Source organism: Leptospira saintgironsiae, assembly GCF_002811765.1.
In the GTDB taxonomy this organism is placed as follows: Bacteria; Spirochaetota; Leptospiria; order Leptospirales; family Leptospiraceae; genus Leptospira_B; species Leptospira_B saintgironsiae.
In genome coordinates this window covers 263081-281275 of the sequence record NZ_NPDR01000004.1, presented here as the reverse complement: position 1 = coordinate 281275, position 18195 = coordinate 263081, and the positions used below count along the sequence as shown (strand labels likewise).

Annotated in this window: 11 protein-coding genes; 3 read left to right on the top strand and 8 right to left on the bottom strand. The window is 40.5% G+C overall.

The features are described 5' to 3' along the window. Positions 1-5: 5 nt before the first annotated feature. A complete protein-coding gene (locus CH362_RS11465; protein ID WP_100710483.1) occupies positions 6-704 on the top strand; it encodes an SDR family oxidoreductase in 699 nt (232 codons plus the stop codon). A gap of 165 nt (positions 705-869) precedes the next feature. Here the strand turns inward: CH362_RS11465 and CH362_RS11460 are convergent, their stop codons facing one another. Together CH362_RS11460 and CH362_RS11455 are read right to left on the bottom strand one after the other, a co-directional pair. After that, positions 870-1610, bottom strand: coding sequence for a LytR/AlgR family response regulator transcription factor (locus CH362_RS11460; protein WP_100710482.1), 741 nt, complete (start codon positions 1608-1610; stop codon positions 870-872). Next, positions 1607-2572 (bottom strand): sensor histidine kinase, encoded by a 966-nt coding sequence (locus CH362_RS11455; RefSeq protein WP_100710616.1) that lies wholly within the window; start codon positions 2570-2572, stop codon positions 1607-1609. Before CH362_RS11455 ends, CH362_RS11460 begins: the two co-directional genes overlap by 4 nt. A 305-nt stretch (positions 2573-2877) precedes the next feature. Here CH362_RS11455 and CH362_RS11445 point away from each other — a divergent pair, with 305 nt between their 5' ends. Together CH362_RS11445 and CH362_RS11440 are read left to right on the top strand one after the other, a co-directional pair. After that, positions 2878-4320, top strand: a complete 1443-nt coding sequence (locus tag CH362_RS11445; RefSeq protein ID WP_100710480.1) for a hypothetical protein — start codon at positions 2878-2880, stop codon at positions 4318-4320. A 10-nt stretch (positions 4321-4330) separates the two neighbouring features. After that, positions 4331-5065: a FecR family protein gene (locus CH362_RS11440; protein ID WP_100710479.1), complete on the top strand. Its 735-nt coding sequence runs from the start codon at positions 4331-4333 to the stop codon at positions 5063-5065. Positions 5066-5126: 61 nt separating this feature from the next. Here CH362_RS11440 and CH362_RS11435 read toward each other — a convergent pair whose 3' ends face one another. The 6 genes from CH362_RS11435 to CH362_RS11410 all read right to left on the bottom strand — a co-directional run bounded on the left by CH362_RS11435 (position 5127) and on the right by CH362_RS11410 (position 18178). Beyond that, a complete protein-coding gene (locus CH362_RS11435; protein ID WP_100710615.1) occupies positions 5127-8267 on the bottom strand; it encodes an Ig-like domain-containing domain in 3141 nt (1046 codons plus the stop codon). Between the two features lie 227 nt (positions 8268-8494). Next, positions 8495-11593 (bottom strand): Ig-like domain-containing domain, encoded by a 3099-nt coding sequence (locus CH362_RS11430; RefSeq protein WP_100710478.1) that lies wholly within the window; start codon positions 11591-11593, stop codon positions 8495-8497. Positions 11594-11625: 32 nt separating this feature from the next. After that, positions 11626-15405: a hypothetical protein gene (locus CH362_RS11425; RefSeq protein WP_100710614.1), complete on the bottom strand. Its 3780-nt coding sequence runs from the start codon at positions 15403-15405 to the stop codon at positions 11626-11628. A gap of 430 nt (positions 15406-15835) precedes the next feature. Further along, on the bottom strand, positions 15836-16912 hold the full coding sequence (locus CH362_RS11420) for a TMEM43 family protein (protein WP_100710477.1): 1077 nt from the start codon (positions 16910-16912) through the stop codon (positions 15836-15838). 171 nt (positions 16913-17083) lie between these two features. Further along, positions 17084-17836, bottom strand: a complete 753-nt coding sequence (locus tag CH362_RS11415) for a beta/alpha barrel domain-containing protein (RefSeq protein WP_100710476.1) — start codon at positions 17834-17836, stop codon at positions 17084-17086. A gap of 3 nt (positions 17837-17839) precedes the next feature. Continuing rightward, positions 17840-18178, bottom strand: a complete 339-nt coding sequence (locus CH362_RS11410) for an STAS domain-containing protein (protein ID WP_008596972.1) — start codon at positions 18176-18178, stop codon at positions 17840-17842. Positions 18179-18195 lie beyond the last annotated feature (17 nt).

Below are 18195 nucleotides of genomic sequence, written 5' to 3'. Positions count from 1 at the left end.
GTCTTATGGACAAAAAAATTGCAATCGTAACCGGCGCGAGCCGAGGTATAGGCGAAGAAGTTTCTAAACAACTTGGTAAGTCTGGGATTCACATCATCTGTGCTTCTCGCAAAAAAGAAGACTCTGAAAAAACTGCATCTTCTATCCAAAAAGAAGGCGGCTCCGCAGAAGCTTTTGCACTGGATGTTTCCGATCCGAATTCTATCCAATCATTCTTAAAAGAAGTCCTCGCGAAATATCCTAAAATCGACATACTTGTGAATAATGCAGGCGTGTATTTGGACAGCGGCTCAATAGAAAATACCACTTTAGAAATGTTGCAAGGAACCTTGGACACTAATCTGATTGGACCTTTTCTTCTTTCCCAAAAGATCTTGGGCATAATGAAAAAGAATGGTTATGGAAGGATCGTAAACGTTAGCTCAGGTATGGGGCAACTTTACGATATGAGTTCAGGCTATGCAGCATATCGTATTTCTAAAACTGCTTTAAATGCACTTACTCGAATTCTTCATTCAGAATCTTCCGGCAAAGATATTAAGGTAAATTCAGTTTGCCCAGGATGGGTGAGAACTGATATGGGCGGCAAGTCAGCAACTCGTTCTGTGGAACATGGTGCTGAGACTATTATTTGGGCGGCACAGCTGGATAAGAGTGGTCCGAGCGGAATTTTTCTGAGAGATAAAAAAGAGATTCCTTGGTAAGGGTTTTTTGTTGGAATTCCAACATGGGTTAGTAGTGGGGGATCTTGTTGACGAATCGAGGATTTTGTGGTAGGCGTGTAAGCGCTCTCCCACGGGCCACTCCCCCCACCCAAAGCAGGGAGGGGGCGGTCTTCCAAGCAACGTAGGAACTCCTACACTGCCGCTTCACTTACCGAATAGACCTTTCACTCCGTCCACAAATTCTCTTCCAACTGGAAGATTAGTTTCGTCTTCATCTTTCAGATAAATTGTATATGCCCCGCCCGCTTGTGATTTTGCGGCAGAAACTAGATTTCGATTCACCATATGTTTTCTGTGGATACGCAAAAAATCAGTCTTAGGTAATTCTTTTTCTAAATCGCCGAGTAGCTTGGCAGTTTCATAATCTCCGTCCTTTGTATGAAGAACGGAACGTTTTCCGTTGGCGGTGAGATAATATAGATCTGCATATAAAACTCTATGGATCAAACCTCCATCACGAAAAACGAATACTGGATCCGGTTCTCCGCTTGGTCTGGAGTTCGAAATAGACTTTAACTGCAGATGATGAAGAGCTCTTTCCATACATGCTGAAAATCTTTCTTTTGTGTATGGTTTCAAAAGATAATCACAGGCCCCCACTTCGAATGCTTTAAGAGTATGTTCTCTATAAGCGGTGGTGAATACTAATACAGGGAGATTTTCTCCTATTTCTTCTAAAACCTGTAACCCTGTTTTTTCTGGAAGATTGATGTCCAGAAACATCAGATCGAATTTTTCCTTTTTAAGAAGATCGATTGCTTGAGAGCCCGTTCTTGCAATCCCGCCTACTTCAAACTGGGGCCAATCTTCTAAAAATTTGCGGAGAAGGTCCCGAGCAGGCACCTCGTCCTCTATCACTAAAACCTTATAAAGCGCGCTATTCATCTTGATGCGAATTCCAATCTTAATGTGGTGATTCCGAATTTATCTTTTTCTAATTTGAGTTCCGCTTCTCCGAAATTATACTCTAACCTGGATTTTATATTATTTAAGGTGCGAGAAAATTCGGATTTCTTATATTCAGGTAACAAGTGATGTTCTTGTTTTTCGTTCCCATTATTTTTAATTTCTATTTTTATTCTTCCAAAACTTTCTGAGGCGCTGATCTCCAAGATCCCTGCCTCGGAACGATTTTCTAATCCATGTTTGAAACTATTTTCAACTAATGGCTGTAAGGTGAGAGGAGGAATCCTAAGTCTCGAAAAATCTCCCACTTTTTTGATCTTGATCGTCAAAGAATCCGAAAATCGTATTCTCTGCAATTCTAGATAGTTTACTGTAAAATCCCATTCTTCCGAAAATGGTATGGTTTTTTCGAAAATCCTATCAGATAAGAATCTATAAGTTTCGGAGAGTAAAATTAAAGCGTTATCTGCTTTTTGGGGGTCAGTTACCAGTAAAGAATGTATGGTATTCAAAGTATTGAATAGATAATGAGGGTCCATCCGGTTCTGAAAGGTCCTGTATTGGATATCTTTCAGTTCGCTTTCCATCTTCTTCCTTCTTTCTATTAGGATTTGCATGGACTTTTCTAAAAAAGAAATGAATAAGGCCAGTATTAAGCTACTTAGAAGAATATTATATGATCCTCCGTGAGGCCTTTCGACTCCTTCTCCAGCTAATAATATTACATGGATGATTCCGCCTGACGCGACTCCCAAAACGGATGCAATCGCAGAAGCAACGACCAAGAAGGCACCCGTGAAAAATGCGCCTTTGTTCATTCGGTTCAAAAATTCTACAGAAAACTCCACTATGGAACATACACAATGTGTGGTTACCTGTGTGGCCAAGAACACCTTCCAAAAAGGCGCCTTGGAATTATGAGCGACTAACAACGAATTCATTGTGCCGATCACGGTGTTTATAGTTAACCAGAATAATATCTTAAAAGTGCGCATAGATAGAATGGTCGAAAATTTTTTTCCGGTTCCGACTCCAGTGATCCTGTATTCTTTTAACCCGTCGATTCCCTTTTTACAATCTTATTCCAGCCAAAGTATCGTTTATTCCAATCGAATGGGAACTACAGAAATCGGATCGACCAGCACGTTAAATACAAAGTCTGGTAGACAAGAGAGTCAGGATAGGTTTATCTAAACGAAATTTTTTCTTTACGACTTTTGTCGGCAAGTAATCGAGGGGGACCTCTTTGAAAAAGACATCTATTCGAAAATTGATCACCGCTGCATGTTTTATTATGGGATCCGTACATTTATCCGCAGAGGAAATCGTTACTACTAAAAAAGACGAACCGGACGGTTTTTACGGTTTGAAGATAGGTGGTATTCTCTCCCCTTCTTATAATCAAAGAATGAGAGATGGTGGTTCCGGTCTTACTAATGCATATCCAAATGAAGAACCTGGCTTCTCCACTCCTTGGACTCTTTTGACCATTAATAAAGAATTTAAGGAAACAGGGGTTAACCTGGAACTATGGGGAGAACTAGTACGTTCTGCTCAAATAAGCGCTGATACAAGAATGGACGGAGGAGTTAAATCTAATCCTTATATTTTAGGAATCAGAAGGGCTCTCATACGCAAGACCTGGGAGACTGGCCTTGGAGAATACTCACTAACGTTTGGTATGCAGGAACTCCCACATACATACACCCAATGGAAAAATTATTGGAAATGGAGATATGTGGATAAAGGGCCTCTGGAAAGTCTGGGATTTGCACCTGCTCCCGCCGACATAGGGTTAGGTGGAACAGGAAAATGGGACACCTTATCCGCTCAAGTGATTCTTTCTAACGGAGAAGGCTACAGGCAAACTCAAAATACTGACTCCTCAGGTTTCGATCTTTCTTCTAGAGTTTCTTATGAACCTAAAATAGGTGATGAAAATAGGATCGGCCTCCATTTCTTTTATAGATCTGCCAACTTAACCGGCGCTGCTACTTCTGATTGTAAAGAAGGAACAGCATGTCTTGCGTCGGATAATAATCCTTCTACCAACCTCAGAAAAGATGTTCGTTCCTTAGAAAGTGACTCTTATGCTGTAGAAGCTAATTTTGATCGTAAAAAAATTCTTAACTTTGGACTTGGATACGTGTTCAGAAAACAAAAAGGCGGAGAAGTCCGGGATGTTTCCAAACCATTCGGTGCGGTAACCCCTGGTTTGGATTCAACAGGAACCGCAGCCTACGCCTGGTTGTCTTTAGGATGGGGAGATTTTAGGATCGTGGGTAGATTAGAAGGAGGAAGCGGAAGAGACGGAGTTCTCGCCGCAAACCGAACTCAGATAAATCAGATCATGCCAGGAACTCCTGAATCGGATTATTGGAATATACAAACCAATACTATTGGACCTCTGGTAAGCTCTTCCGGTTATTCTGTTCATTCTTCTTTTAGGAGAGGTTCGGTATTCGCAGAATGGAATATTACGGATTCTTTACGTGTTTCTATTGGATATACAGAATCCAGGAACAGAGATAAGGATGGAGGAAGAGAACAATCCTATGTGGACGGATCCGGAAACGAAAGGACTAAAGCGGAGTATTTACAACAATTCCAGGGCGGTGCAAATAACGGGATCGTATCCTATGGCCGCCTGACCAAAGAGTTAACTCTTTGGACTACCATTGAATTTTAAGGAGATATATATGAAACTAAGAGTGTGGATGATCTTAAGCTTGGTGCTTTCCATCGGTTCCTTGGTTTTAGTAAGCCAAGAGAATAAGGAGAAGGACGCGAGAGTTTCCTTCCTGATCGGAAAAGTACAGCTACAAAAAGGCGGCAAGGGAAGTTGGAACATTTTAAAACTAGGAGACCTGGTTTCCGAAGGAGATATAGTTTCTACAGGGAATGCTTCTAAAACCACCCTACTCTATAAGGGTTCTGAGTTTAAAGTTCTGCCGAATACAAAACTGAAAATTTCCAGTCTATACAATGAATCCAAAGACGGTAAACTAGAAGTGCAAAGCGGATTTGCCTGGTTCCAGCTTGTGAATCTAAAAGGTAAAAAATTCGAAGTAAGCACTCCGACTACAACTGCTGGCGTCAGAGGAACTGCATTCTCTGCATTCCATGATCATAAAACCAAAGATTCTTCCTTCTGTACTTGTGAAGGAAAGGTTTTGATGAATGGAACAGGAGATCCAAAAGACGGAACCATGCAAGAAAAAGGAAATGGTGGTTATTACCCTGGCGGCGGAGAAGAGCCTAAAAGAAGTTCTTATGAAGGAATTATCGTAAAATTTAAATCTCTTCCTCCATTCAAGGACTTGATGAAAAAGAATATTTCCTTAAAAAACTGTTTATCCTGTCATACTCCTCAAGGTTGGACACCGGAAGATTCCGTTCCAAGCGATGAGACTTATGGCGGAGGAAAAATGTAAATCTTTTATAAAGATTTTGGAATGTATGAGAGGCTCAGGAACTGAGCCTCTTTTTTTTATCTTAAGGGCAACTGATCGCATTTCCTGGATTAGAAGCGAATGCTCCCTGGAACTGAAGTCCACCAAATAGATAAGGATACGCTTCCGAATTTGGAATCGGGATAGTTACCAATCTCAACTTATCCGTAGTAGATTGCAGATTACATTTATTGCCTGAACTAGCATTCGTGATCGCATCCAAAGTTAAGGAACTAGGTAGAGGGACCTGTCTTAATACATTATTCACCAAAGGAACAATCAAAGAGCGGATCAAAGGATCTACCACTTGGAAAATTCCCTTAGGATCCAAACCAAATGGATTAAATGTAGGCCCTTCTAGAATGTCCATAGTATAAGACATACTAGCTTCGTCTTTTCGGATCACAAGGCTCAATGCATTCAAATTATTATATTGAGGTTTTCCAGTTGGATCTGGATTCACAAAAGGAATAAAATTAAAAGAGCCATCCCCTTTTAAACTTACACGGACTGTGTTCAAAAGATAACGGCAACTGTTTGCGGCACTATCCGCAGCAGCAGCACTACAAGGCACAGAACTTCCGCTACCAACATCTGTTCCAGGAAGTCTTCTACCATATATCCTTAATTCCAAATCCGTAAAGTTCACTACCAAAGTAGGAAGCGCACTTGCTCCTCCGAATTTGAACTCACCATTTGGAGCATGTATAGCATAAACATCTATATCCACATCATCTGTAGCACTAACATTGGGAACAAACTTAGTAGGATCACCTGGTTTTAAACCTACTAAAGGCCTACCCGGAGATAAGATATTCAGCAAAGTCCCAACTTTCACCAACTCTTGGGTCAACTCAAAGAGAGGATCAGAACCTGCGTATTGTTTAATCTGATTTATGAATTGTTTATTGATCCTTAAATTCAAGGCACCATTTTGCCAGAGACTATAAGCTGCTTGAGTCACAGTATCCGCATTCAAAGTAAGAAGTAATCCAGGATTAGCATTACTCCTAGAGAATGGATATGTTTTTGCCATGGCTGTTCCAGTCGGAATAGGACGAGTGCTCACAAAACCAGTAGCCAATTGATGTCCATGATAATTAGGATCCGTATTTGCAAGAGGAGTTTTAGCAACCAAAGATACACTTGCAGAAGTCAAGATCCCCTTATTGATCCCATCGGATTTTACCACGGCATCGTTTTGCGCCATCAATCTAAGTGATAAAGGGAAATTATTCAAAGGTGCAGGTAAATAATCCGGGAGAGTAACATCTAAACCTGGATTATTCAAAGAAACTAATACTGCGTTCATTGCCTCCACAGATACTCTTTCCACAATATCTCTTAGCATAGACTGAGTGATATAAGGTGTTGCCTGAGGAACTGCGTTATTCGCTACACTTTCCGTAATTGGAGAAAGCCAAGAGCCTAATGTATCAGTAGCAGCGAGTAAATTTACACCTGCCACATTTAGATTATTAGTCCACTCTGAAACATAAAAGTTACCGTTAATCCCATCTGTAGGTGTATAAGGAGTTTTGATCGCCACTGCAATCTTCCCGCTCGAATCAAAGCTTGCGTTTGCCTTTGCTCTCGCCAAACGAGAAGTATATGGCGAGTTAGGATTCAGAGTAGCCGTGGTAGAGAATCCGTAAGTATCATCGTTCCCCAGTAAACAAGCAAGTCCTGTGCAATCGTGAGAATATCCAATCGTAGTAATATCAATTACAGATCTTTTCCCGTTTAGGTCTACCCCCATTACTCCATCTGCTTGGACGTAAATTGAGTCGGTAATATTTGTAGTATTATCCGGAGCTAAAGGAGGAACTACTACGTTATTGATATAAACATCCAACCACATAGGAAGATTTCCTAAGAAGCTTGCAGTGATATTGAATGCTCCTGTATTTCCTGCGACCCCACAATATCCATTCCCGAATTGGCCAGCCATATCTCCGTAAGTCTTTACATAATTTACAGTGATCGGAAAATCATTAGCGGTAATAGACCAGAAATCTATACATCTTCTGTCGGAAAAGTTGCCATTCCCGTCAGGGTCTCTAAGAGGAGTAACGTCTGTAACTTTAGGAGATCCAGAAAAATCGTTAAATGTTTTATTCGTGATCTTAAAATCTGCGTGTGCAAATCTTTGCAGGATATTAGAAAATAATTTTAAAGTCTGAGCTTCATCAAAAACCGCTGCAGACGCATTAGATATCAAAGCATATGGAGTAGAATTTACTTTTCCATAATTGAATCCAAAAGATCTGCGGAATGTTTTCCCATCAGCAGTCGAGATCTGGAATTCATAAGCGTTTCCGCCTTGGTATGGTTTTAGCCCTGCTTTTGCTCCTGAAAAAGTATTCAAATTTAATGAAGAAGCTAAAGGTGCAGTCATATCGCAAGGCGAAGCCGCACAAATCACATGCTCCGCAGTGGAACCCATATGTTTTAATTTAATACTTTGGATTTGGTTCGGATTACTAGGATTGGAAAAACTTGCATTCAGGTTCATGGAGATTGTACCTGGAGTCGCATCTAAGTAAGTCAGGTCCTTTTGAGAATTCGCAGGACCTACTCCTGTACCATTTAAGGACATTGTAATATAGTAATCTGGCTCTGTAGTAAAGCTGACAGTATAAGGCTGAAGACTTCCGCCTTCCAATCCTTTGGAAGCTGAGGTCAACGTGAGTTTGTAAGTAGTATTTGCTTTTAATTCTCTGTACGGATCATAAACAAGTCTTCCTCCGGATTTCCAATAGAAGGTCCCTCCCTTTTCAGTTGGAGGCCCTGGAAGAAGTGTCCCGTTATCTTCTGTAAAAACGAAGTCAGCTTTTACAGTGCTCGCAACCATTGGTTCAGAGAAGACGATCTCTAAACTTTTATAACGGTCCACTTGGGTGAGACTAGCTAAATTAAGAAGGACCTGAGGACCAGCTGTACCAAAATCTACTGGTAAAGTAGCAGGAGTATCAGTTTCAGTATAATTAATATTATTAGAAGTTCCTGGAATAGAACCCCCATCATCAATAGGAATGCCAATAGAACTAAGGAAAGAATCGAGCATTCCTCCCCCCTTTTCGGAACCTTTACATCCAAAAAGTAAAAGGGGTACTGCCAGACAGGTTATAACAACCGTCCGTTTAATAAAAATTCTTTCTCTTTCACCCAATCCGGTAACCATCTTTTTTCTCCAGTCTTCAATCGCATGATTTCTTTCGAATTCGGCCGGAATCGGCACCCGTCAGTGCCTATCCAACCTCGGACTGGACCTTCTTCTTTCGAAAAACCGGCCCCGTCCTTAAGAGTTTATTTTCAATTTTGGAGAAAACTCTTGGTTTAGGATTTATTCTATTTTTATAATATTATATTTCTATACTTTATCCTCTTTCGTTCACGCTATATATAATATTAAGGACATTGCACCACCGTTCCGGGGTTCGTAGCAGCAGCTCCTTGGAACTGAAGGCCTCCGAATAGATACGGATAAGGTTCAGTATTCGGGATCGGGATAGTGATCAGTTTCAATTTATCAGTTGTCGACTGAAGATTACATACCGCACCTGTAGAAAAATTCGTGATTGCAGAAACGTTCAGAGATTTAGGCAAAGGAACTTGGCGTAATACGTTATTCACCAAAGGAATGATCAATGAACGGATCAAAGGATCAACCACTTGGAAAATTCCCTTAGGATCCAAACCGAATGGGTTCACTGAATTTCCTTCCAGAATATCCAGCGTATAAGCCATGCTGGTCTCATCTTTTTTGATCACAAGGCTCATAGCATTCAAATTATTATACTGAGGTTTTCCAGTAGGATCCGGATTCACGAATGGAATAAAATTAAAGGATCCATCTCCCTTGATACTTACACGAACAGTATTCAAAAGATAACGACAACTGTTTGCAGCATTATCAGCTGCCGCAGAAGAACAGGTTATCGAACTTAATATAGGATATCCAATCTGAGTTCCGTTCGGCCTTCTTCCGTAAATCCTTAATTCCAGATCAGTAAAGTTTACCGTAAGAGCAGGAATAGAACTTGCGCCACCGAATTTAAACTCTCCGTTAGGCGCGTGGATCGAATATACATCTATATCCACATCATCCGAAGATTTTACGCTTTGGATAAGTTTAGTAGAATCACTCGGATTCAAGCCAACTAAAGTAGATCTACCTGGTGCTAAGATATTCAGAAGAGTTCCGACCTTTACTAATTCTTGGGTCAACTGGAATAGAGGATCAGAACCAGCATACGCAGTGATGGAATCTATAAAAGGTTTATTGATCCTTAAATTTAATGCACCGTTTTGCCAAAGACTATAAGCAGCCTGAGTTACAGTATCCGCAGTCAGTGTCAGAAGAAGTCCAGGGTTTGTAGAACTTTTAGAGAATGGGAAAGTTTTAGTAAGCGCATCTCCAGTCGGAACAGGACGAGTGCTCACAAAACCAGAAGCCAATTGATGTCCGTGATAATTTGGATCCGTATTGATCAATGGATTTTTAGCCACCAAAGCAACAGAAGCAGAACCGACTAACCCTTTGTTGGCTCCAGAAACTGTTGGAACCACATCTGTTTGAAACTTCAGTTTCAAAGAAAGTGGAAAACTTTGGAGAGGAGTAGGAAGATAATCCGGCAATATAACATCCAAACCAGGATTTGCCAAAGAAGTAACAACTGCATTTAAAGCGTTAGGCGCAACCTTTTGCACAACGTCTTTTAACATAGACTGGGTGATCGCCGGTTTTAAAGCAGGGACCATATCGTTCGCAATAGAAGCCGTAACTGAGGACAAAAGATCCGCTGCCCAGGAAGTAGAATCCACATAGTCTACGGAATCAAGAGTGCCCGCGTTATTCTTTACGCGTAAATGATCTGACCATTCTTTTGTATAAAAATTATCTGAAGAGGTGTTTGCAGGAAGAGCTGCGATAGTCAAAGGAGTTTTAATTGCTATATTAAATTCTCCATTTGTATCCACTACAGTATTCGTATTTCCTACTGCAGCACGAGGGTTTGCAGTTTCATTCAAATTCACTTCCGCAATAGTAGTGAAATAGAATTTACTTCCAGAACCTACAAGGCCAAGCCCGATTGAATTTCTATTTCTTGCAATAATAGCAAGGTTAATAATCGCCTTACGGCCGTTAATACTTACTTTAAGATTATTATTTGCCGGAACACTTAAGCTTGCAGTGATCGTAGGATCGGTACCGGTCATAGCAGGAATATTAACCCCAGTGATGTAGACGTCCATATCGAAGTCGGAACAACCTAAGAAACAACCATTACCTACGAATGCTCCGGGATTTGCTCCCGATGCGCCGCAGTATCCGTCTCCGTTATCTGGATCAGTAGAATCCCCAAAGCTACGTATAAAATTGATCTCAGAGTGATAATCTATACAATAGCTTGTTCTTTTCGAAGTGCTCTTAGGAGCATTTGAAAAATCCGAGAATGATTTACCGGATATTTTATAATCGTTCTTTGTAAATCTTTCTAAGATCTGGCCAAAAAGTTTTAAAGCCTGAGTTTCATCTACGATCGCAGCAGCACCATTTGTGATCATAGCATATGGAGTGGTGTTTACTTTTCCATAATTGAATCCGAATGATCTACGGAATACTTTACCGTTCGTAGTAGTGATCTCAAAAATATAAGCATTCCCACCTTGGAAAGGTTTCAGCCCTGCTTTTGCTCCTGAGAAAGTATTGAGATTCACAGAAGAAGCAAGAGGAACGGTCATATCACAAGGCGGAGCCGCACAGATCACATGTTCTGCAGTAGAACTTAAATGTTTAAGTTTGATCGTCTGGATAGAATTTGCACCACTGATCGGAGAAGTAAAACTTGCGTTCAAATTCATAGCGATCGTGCCAGGAGCAGCATCGGTATAAGTTAAATCCTTAGAAGAATTTGCAGGACCAACCGCCGTTCCGTTTAACGTAGCTCCGATTAAATAATCAGGCTCAGTAGTAAATTCAATTGTATAAGGTTGAAGATTTCCACCTTCTAAACCTTTAGAAGCGCTCGTTAGAGTGAGTTGATAAGTAGTATTTGGTTTCAACTCTTTGTAAGGATCGAAGATCAATCTTCCACCTGATTTCCAGTAAAAGGATCCACCCTTTTCTACAGCAGGACCAGGTAATAATGTCCCGGTTTTTTCTTTCAGAATAAAGTCACCGTTCACTGTAGATTGAGTCATTGGCTCAGAGAAAACGATCTCCAAACTTTTGTAACGATCTACTTGGTCTGTAGAAGAAAGATTCAATAATGCCTGTGGCCCTGCAGTTCCGAAATCTACAGGAAGAGTAGCAGGCTCATCAGTATCCTTATAAGGAGTTAAAGATGCACTAGTAGGAAGACTTCCTCCGGAATCGGTAGCGATCCCGAGACTTGCAAAGATAGAATCGGAAAGACTCGCATGTTTTTCTGCCCCGCATCCAATCGATGCGAAAATTAAAGCAAAACTGATAAGTAAAAATCCTTTGAATGTTTGCGTCTTCATTTGTGTCGGTAGTCCCGTTATATATCTATTTTTCATCTTAGTGAGAATATCGCATTCAGATCATCCCAGTACGTCGACGAGGGTTGTCCATTATTCCAATTATCATAGAAGAAGGCGTCGGATCCTGAGAAACGACGTCCTCTTTCATAAATATCTCCGAACAATCCAATCAAAGTTCCTGCAGAATAAAGGAATGCCCTATTATCCATAAGAGAAGTTTGGATCATATCGGATCTCAGAAGTACTTTAGTATTTTCGAATAGTTCTTCTACAGAGTATTCAGAAGACATGTTTGCATTCTTCTCTAAGAAACTGAAGAAGCTACCTGGTTTACCTAATTGGTAACCTGTTGCGTATAAATTCCTTCCGTAAGGAGCCATAGAATCCAAAACAGGAGGAAGACTTGTTGTTACAATATCAGAAACAGTATAAGTTCTCGTATCGAGCGCAGAGTTATTTGGATCAGTAACATCTCCTACATAGAAGAGTGAAGATAGAAGATCCAAAGTATTCGTAATTTCAGCCGCTGTGAGTTGGATATCCAACAAGAGATCCAGTAAAAAATCCAAGGATTTCACTAAAGACCAACCGGAAGATCTGGAAACGTAATCACGAATTCTTCTGACTAGATCATCCACTTTCACCCATAAAGGATCATATAGATCATTGCGAGGACGATCATCGTATTTATCAGCGATACGATATACTAACCAATCAATTCCTTCGTCGATAGCAAACTGGTTCGGACAATTGGTTTGGAAATTTGCTTCTCCACCACAATCTGACCAAAGTTTTGTTTGGCCCAAGATCCCAGCAAGACCATCCATTACCTTGTTTCTGGCATCTGCTTTCGCAGGATCTCCCAGGTTTGTAGTGAATTTGATCAACCCGGAAAGAATATCAGTTTTGCTTAATAGATCCAAAGGACCATCTGTCATACGGTTACGATCAGTGCTTGTCGGAGTAGAAGTTCCTTCTATTAAAACACTTAATAAAGTTCTGTAGTTCTTAGAAGCCTTGTATTCAACCACAGTAGCTGACGGGTTTCTAAATCCTGTTGCAACTCCTACAGTACGAAGTTGAAGAAAAAGAGGCGCTTCAGTCGTCTCATCAATATTGCTTCCTTTTGTAGGAGCATTACTTATTTTTTCTGTGGCATTTGCCCCTGGAAAGTATTTAGGGTAAGTAGTATCTCTACCATAGAATATGTAGGGTCTTGAAAAAAGTTCGGAAAGATCCGTTAATACTTTGTAAGGATTTTTACCAGCCGCTCTATTTGCTGGGATCTTTGCATCGTCCCCCATCGCCTTTGCGAGAGCTACTATAAAAGGAGTCAAACGATTTCGTTTGTCCCAATTTGTAGTTACTTGAGCAGGAGAAGTATCTGTAGGCCCTAAAAAACCCAACTGTTTAATTACACCAGCATTCTGAGAAATCACTGGTGGGATCATCCCCATACTTGTTTCCGGATTTGGAATCAAAAGAGGGAATAACGCAGAATATACTGCAGTAACTTGTAAATTTTCATCACCTGCTAAACCATATCCCCAGCCTTCTACTAAAAAAGCTGAATCTCCTGGTTCATTAGAAAGGTCTTGTAAGCCGGTCCCTGCAGAGGAATAATCTTTTACTTTAGTCCCCTTTTTATTCCAAGTTCCGTTATATGTCAAACAATCCGGACCACTATTAAGGGGGCCGCAGTTCGGAGAAAGATTCATCATTCCCATAACCCCGTTCCCGATTGCTGTAATAAATAATGCCTCTTCGTAGGTAACTGTAGCACTTAACTTTGCGCGAACTGGTAAAATTGCGACAAACCGTTTTTCATACAATAACCATTGTAAATTCTTATAGAAAGCTTCCTCTGCGCTCGAAACCAAAATAGGCGCTGAAACAGTCTCCACAATTGCATAAAAACCTTTCGTCGCTCCCGGATTTGCCGAGGCAGGATTTGTTGCACCTTCCTGGTAACCTCCAAGATAAATCCTACATTCCGTTTCAATTGCAGTTGCAGCATTTGTAACGGGAGTACCGTTCGGATTTGGATCGCAACCAAGACGTGTAGAAGCAGTCATACCAGTCCTTGGAACAATTTGTACATAATACTGAGATGTATTCCAAGAAGGCTGATATTTTAAGAGACTACCATCCGGAGCAATTGGCTGTCCCACACCATTTGTTTGGCTATAATATGGGCCGTAACCTTCTAAGGTTACTTTAACTACCCAGTCCAGCATCCAAGGAATTGTTTTATTGTATAACTTATCAAATGCGGATTCGTTAAGAGTAGCACTCCCCGTTGAAGTATCCGTAATTGGTAATGCCTCGCCTCTAGAAGGAGTTTCCAATACGGAAAGAACACGTGTATTAAAACCAATTCGATATACGTCTGCGGAAGCGGGACCAGTATCTGGAGTATCATCTCGATACACCTTACTGCTCTTTCTACTTAATTCTGTAATATTCTTAAAATTGAATGTATCAGAGGAGCCTATTTGAGCGCCAAGGCTAAACATAGCATCCCCAAGGGTTATTTCCCCGCCTGTTGTAACAGAGCCAGAGTTCGTGAGAGCGTTATTAACGGTTTCTCCACCTTCAGGGTTCCATCTGTAACCGAAATTATTTCCTATTGTGATGACTAAGAACAGGCTTTCTAAAGCGGAAACAGGGCGGCTCTCAATATCCGTCTGCCGGTTTCTTCCATCCCCATCTAACTGTAATAAATCTTTAAACGTTTGGCTTGATCCGGAAGAATTTCGCATAAAATCCAAAAAGTATGCATTCTTAGCGGTTTCTTTTAAAAGATTTACGCTGACTTCTCCTCCTGGAAAAATTAAGGACTTAATGCTAACAAACAGATCCTGTAGCATTGTTCTCAATTCGGCCGGCTTCAATCCACCGCCTGGATTATTGTAAGCTGCATTCGTAGAATACTCGTTAGCACTTGGCTCAGCCGGAGAAGTAGTATTTGCGGTGAAAAAGTTCTCAGCGTTTATTATAAAATTCTTAAATGAGGTTTGAGGAGTCATTTGATCCTCGAACCCGGCGGCCTTATACATCATCTCGCCGAAATCGTAAACGAGAGAGATAAAACCTTCTTTTAAAGAACGATCCGTAAGTAGAGAAGGAGCAAAAAATCCACCTAATAGATTTTCCACTCCAGTGCGAAATGTAGTATTTTTACGTAATCCTTTATAAAGAAAATCTTCTATATCATGAAGAGTATCTACTGTATCCGGATCTACCAAAATATCAGCAGTATCGTGGATAGAAGTAGCGACTTGATTCGCAGTTTTAGTATTATATTCTATCAAAAGTTGGTTCGCGCCAAGAGGCATTAAATTACGAACCACAGGTTTTTTATAATGACGGATCTTTTCGAAAACCGGCTGAATTGAAGAATATGCAGCAGGATTCGAAGTTTGCATCTTTTCAATCACGTCCGCAAGACCCAAAGAAAGGGTTTGGACGCTTGTCCTACTCTGCAACATAGCAGATTCTAAAGCGCGAATTGTGCCTAAATTATCTGTTCTTGGTGCTTGCGAGAGTGAGTCACCCAAGGCTTCGTTGAAGCCAACTGGGTCCATATTGGTGAAAAAACTTTTCACCACAGGATAAGGATTCAAAAAACTGAATAAAGAAACACCTTTGTAGTCGTCGGTATTATCCGAGAATTGAGAAATTCCGTTCTTATCTGTTCCAGCGTGAGAGCAAGCTGCAGATAATGATAATATAAGAGAAATGAAAATTATATTTTTCTTAAAATCCAGAAGGCGATTATTTCCCCCTGTAGTCTCCCCTATTGGCAGCATCTTCATCCCTTAAACCTCTCTGGGTCCATGTTCGCTTTTTTGAACAATTGTTATTTTTTAGAACCAGAACGGCTTCTATTTATACCGTGGTTCTAAAAAACCTTCAATCTTTTTTTATATCAATTGTTCGAATCGTGTATCGATCGCTATACTGGTACATACTATAACGGTATAGACAAGGATTTTTTTCACTATAATTGATGATTTTTAGGATAACGTACGTTATTTTTAACTGTCTTATACGTCCCTTATTTTCTGAGAATCCCACTTAAAATCATGTTCTAAAGCATGATTTAATCTATGTTTTGGAGATGAACGAGCGTTTGCTTTGGAAAGTTTTTATTGACAATATGTGGTTTTGAAGACTACGAAAATAAAAAAGGCCGAGAAATTTCCCGGCCTTTTCTTTATTACATTTTAAATATGGAAACTAAGCAGTAGCAGTAGCTGCTTTCTTTTTATAGATAGCATAACCAATTGCTGCGAGACCTAATATCAACCAGATATACCAGAACTTCACAAGAAGAATGGTAACAGCAGTAATCACGAATGCCACAACTCCAAACACCAAAGAAAGTGCGGTTTTGCCTAATTCTCCTACAAGAGGAACAAAACTTAAAAGAGAAAGTAATGGTCCTGCGAGAAGATTGAAACTCACCCACATTGCGATAAAACAACCCAGCCTCATCAGCCATTTAGTTGTATTATCATCACTTTGGATATCCTTCATAGTGGTTTGGTAGTCACCCACGGAAGCATTTAAGAATTTATTACCTTCTGCGCTAGTGAATTCGCTGATAGAACTTCCGCTTACAGATCCAACGAAAGTCATACTTTCTTCCGGAACTGGAACCAGAGATACACTGATCCTTTCACAACCCTCTGTTTGATCGCTCGCACATTTTTGAGATAAGTAGATATAATCTCCTTCAGCAATTCCTTTTGCCAACTCACCTGATCCAGGGCTCACAGAAGGTACTGCAGAAGTTAGATCCACTTTGCTCAAATTCACGCTAAAAGTTTTGCCATCTTCTGACTTAACTTTCGCATCTGAAGCAACGGAACTTTTATCGTCTATCGTCGCTTTATAAAAAGGTTTAGACTTACATGCAGGATCTTTGAAATTTTTCGGATTTTTAGGAGAAGAGATCCAATCCAATTCACAATCGTAGACTGTTTTTTTGGTTTTAGAATCTTCTTTGCTGGTTTCTTCCCATGCATATACTTCGGAAGATTGAGAATAGGAAATATATTTTCCAGGTTTTACGAACTCACCGCCCAATGTATCGGCGCTCAATTTACCCGTTACATAAGACGCGACCCCAGCTTTTGCTTGAGATGCAGGTAATGCACCTTTGAGAGCAGCACTTGCTTGTTCACAAGTTTCCACTTGAAATATTAAATATAAGGAAAGCGGGAATAGCACTACCCCAGCTAACATTCCTTTGAACGAGTCACCGATCGATCCGAATATGCTCGAACTTTCCCCTGATTCTTCAAATGCCATGAAAAAACCTCCCAACTGGCCTTAAAAAAGACGAAAGGGCATTTTACATTCCACACAATTCGGTAGGCAATATCTTTTTTCCAATTAGAAAAGAAGAAGATCGATCTTCAAACGTACGTTTTAGAAAAATATAGAATGTGTTTTTAGAAAATTTAAGAAAGTGAAGAAGGATTAAAACAGTTCCAGCCAAGCTTTACGGATATCTGACTTTTCCATAAAGTAAGTCCCGATAAGTGCAGCATCTACATGGGGACGGAATTCATCCAGATCGGCCTTACTCTTTACTCCGGATTCTCCCACTTTCACTATATTAGGAGAAAGTTTAGAAGCTACCTTAGGAACCAGCTCCTGGTGGATGCTAAAATCATCCAGGTCACGAGTATTGATCCCGACTATATTTGCGCCGGCTTTGGCAGCGATAATTGCTTCTTCTTCCGTATGGATCTCAGTAAGAACATCCATATTATACTTTTTGGCTTCTTTTATAAGTTCTGCGAGTTTTTCGGGGGTGAGGATGCGAACAATGAGTAGAATTGCAGCAGCACCGAATTCACGAGCTTCTGCGACCTGTTTTGCATCTATTATAAAATCTTTTCTTAATATAGGTATTTCAACCTGAGAAGAAACATTTTTAAGATCCTCGAGAGATCCGCCAAAAAATTTTTTATCAGTGAGTACGGAGATTGCGGTGGCTCCACATTCTGAGTAAGTTTTTGCGATTGATACAGCGTCATATTCTTGCCGGATGATTCCGGAAGAAGGACTCATTTTTTTACATTCTGAGATGATTGAAAAGTTACGAGAACGAAGTGATTGCCACAAACCTACTCCAGAATATGGAGCAGGTTTATATTCGGGAATGATTTCAATTTCCCTTTTTTTTTCTTCTACGATTTCTTGGAGAACCCGATGTAATGCCATCATCGGTTATGCACGAAAGGTTCGAAGCGCCTCGTCCTCAGTTTCGCGGATGTCAAATAGAGAGGTAAGTTCGATCACGTCGAAAATTCTTTTGACCGCTGGTTTGATCCCACAAATTTTAAGACCGCCTTCTTTTGCGTTCAATTTTCTGAGCGTAGAAATGCAAGCCCTGAATCCGGATGAAGACATATAATCTACGTCTTGCATGTTAAGAATAACCCTGGTATGTCCTTGGTTATCGATTAGATCGTTCAGATTTTCTTCCACCTCGTTTGCGATGGAAACGTCCAAACGTCCCTTGAGGTAAACTATTAGAACTCCGTCCTGTACCTTGTGATCGAGCAAAGGAACCTACCCTAGCG

Excerpts from the sequence above, each read along its gene's own strand:
- CH362_RS11430 (WP_100710478.1), bottom strand. The coding sequence starts at position 11,593 with ATGAAGACGCAAACATTCAAAGGATTTTTACTTATCAGTTTTGCTTTA.
- CH362_RS11435 (WP_100710615.1), bottom strand. The coding sequence starts at position 8,267 with ATGGTTACCGGATTGGGTGAAAGAGAAAGAATTTTTATTAAACGGACG.
- CH362_RS11460 (WP_100710482.1), bottom strand. The coding sequence starts at position 1,610 with ATGAATAGCGCGCTTTATAAGGTTTTAGTGATAGAGGACGAGGTGCCT.
- CH362_RS11440 (WP_100710479.1), top strand. The coding sequence starts at position 4,331 with ATGAAACTAAGAGTGTGGATGATCTTAAGCTTGGTGCTTTCCATCGGT.
- CH362_RS11425 (WP_100710614.1), bottom strand. The coding sequence starts at position 15,405 with ATGCTGCCAATAGGGGAGACTACAGGGGGAAATAATCGCCTTCTGGAT.
- CH362_RS11415 (WP_100710476.1), bottom strand. The coding sequence starts at position 17,836 with ATGATGGCATTACATCGGGTTCTCCAAGAAATCGTAGAAGAAAAAAAA.
- CH362_RS11455 (WP_100710616.1), bottom strand. The coding sequence starts at position 2,572 with ATGAATTCGTTGTTAGTCGCTCATAATTCCAAGGCGCCTTTTTGGAAG.
- CH362_RS11465 (WP_100710483.1), top strand. The coding sequence starts at position 6 with ATGGACAAAAAAATTGCAATCGTAACCGGCGCGAGCCGAGGTATAGGC.
- CH362_RS11420 (WP_100710477.1), bottom strand. The coding sequence starts at position 16,912 with ATGGCATTTGAAGAATCAGGGGAAAGTTCGAGCATATTCGGATCGATC.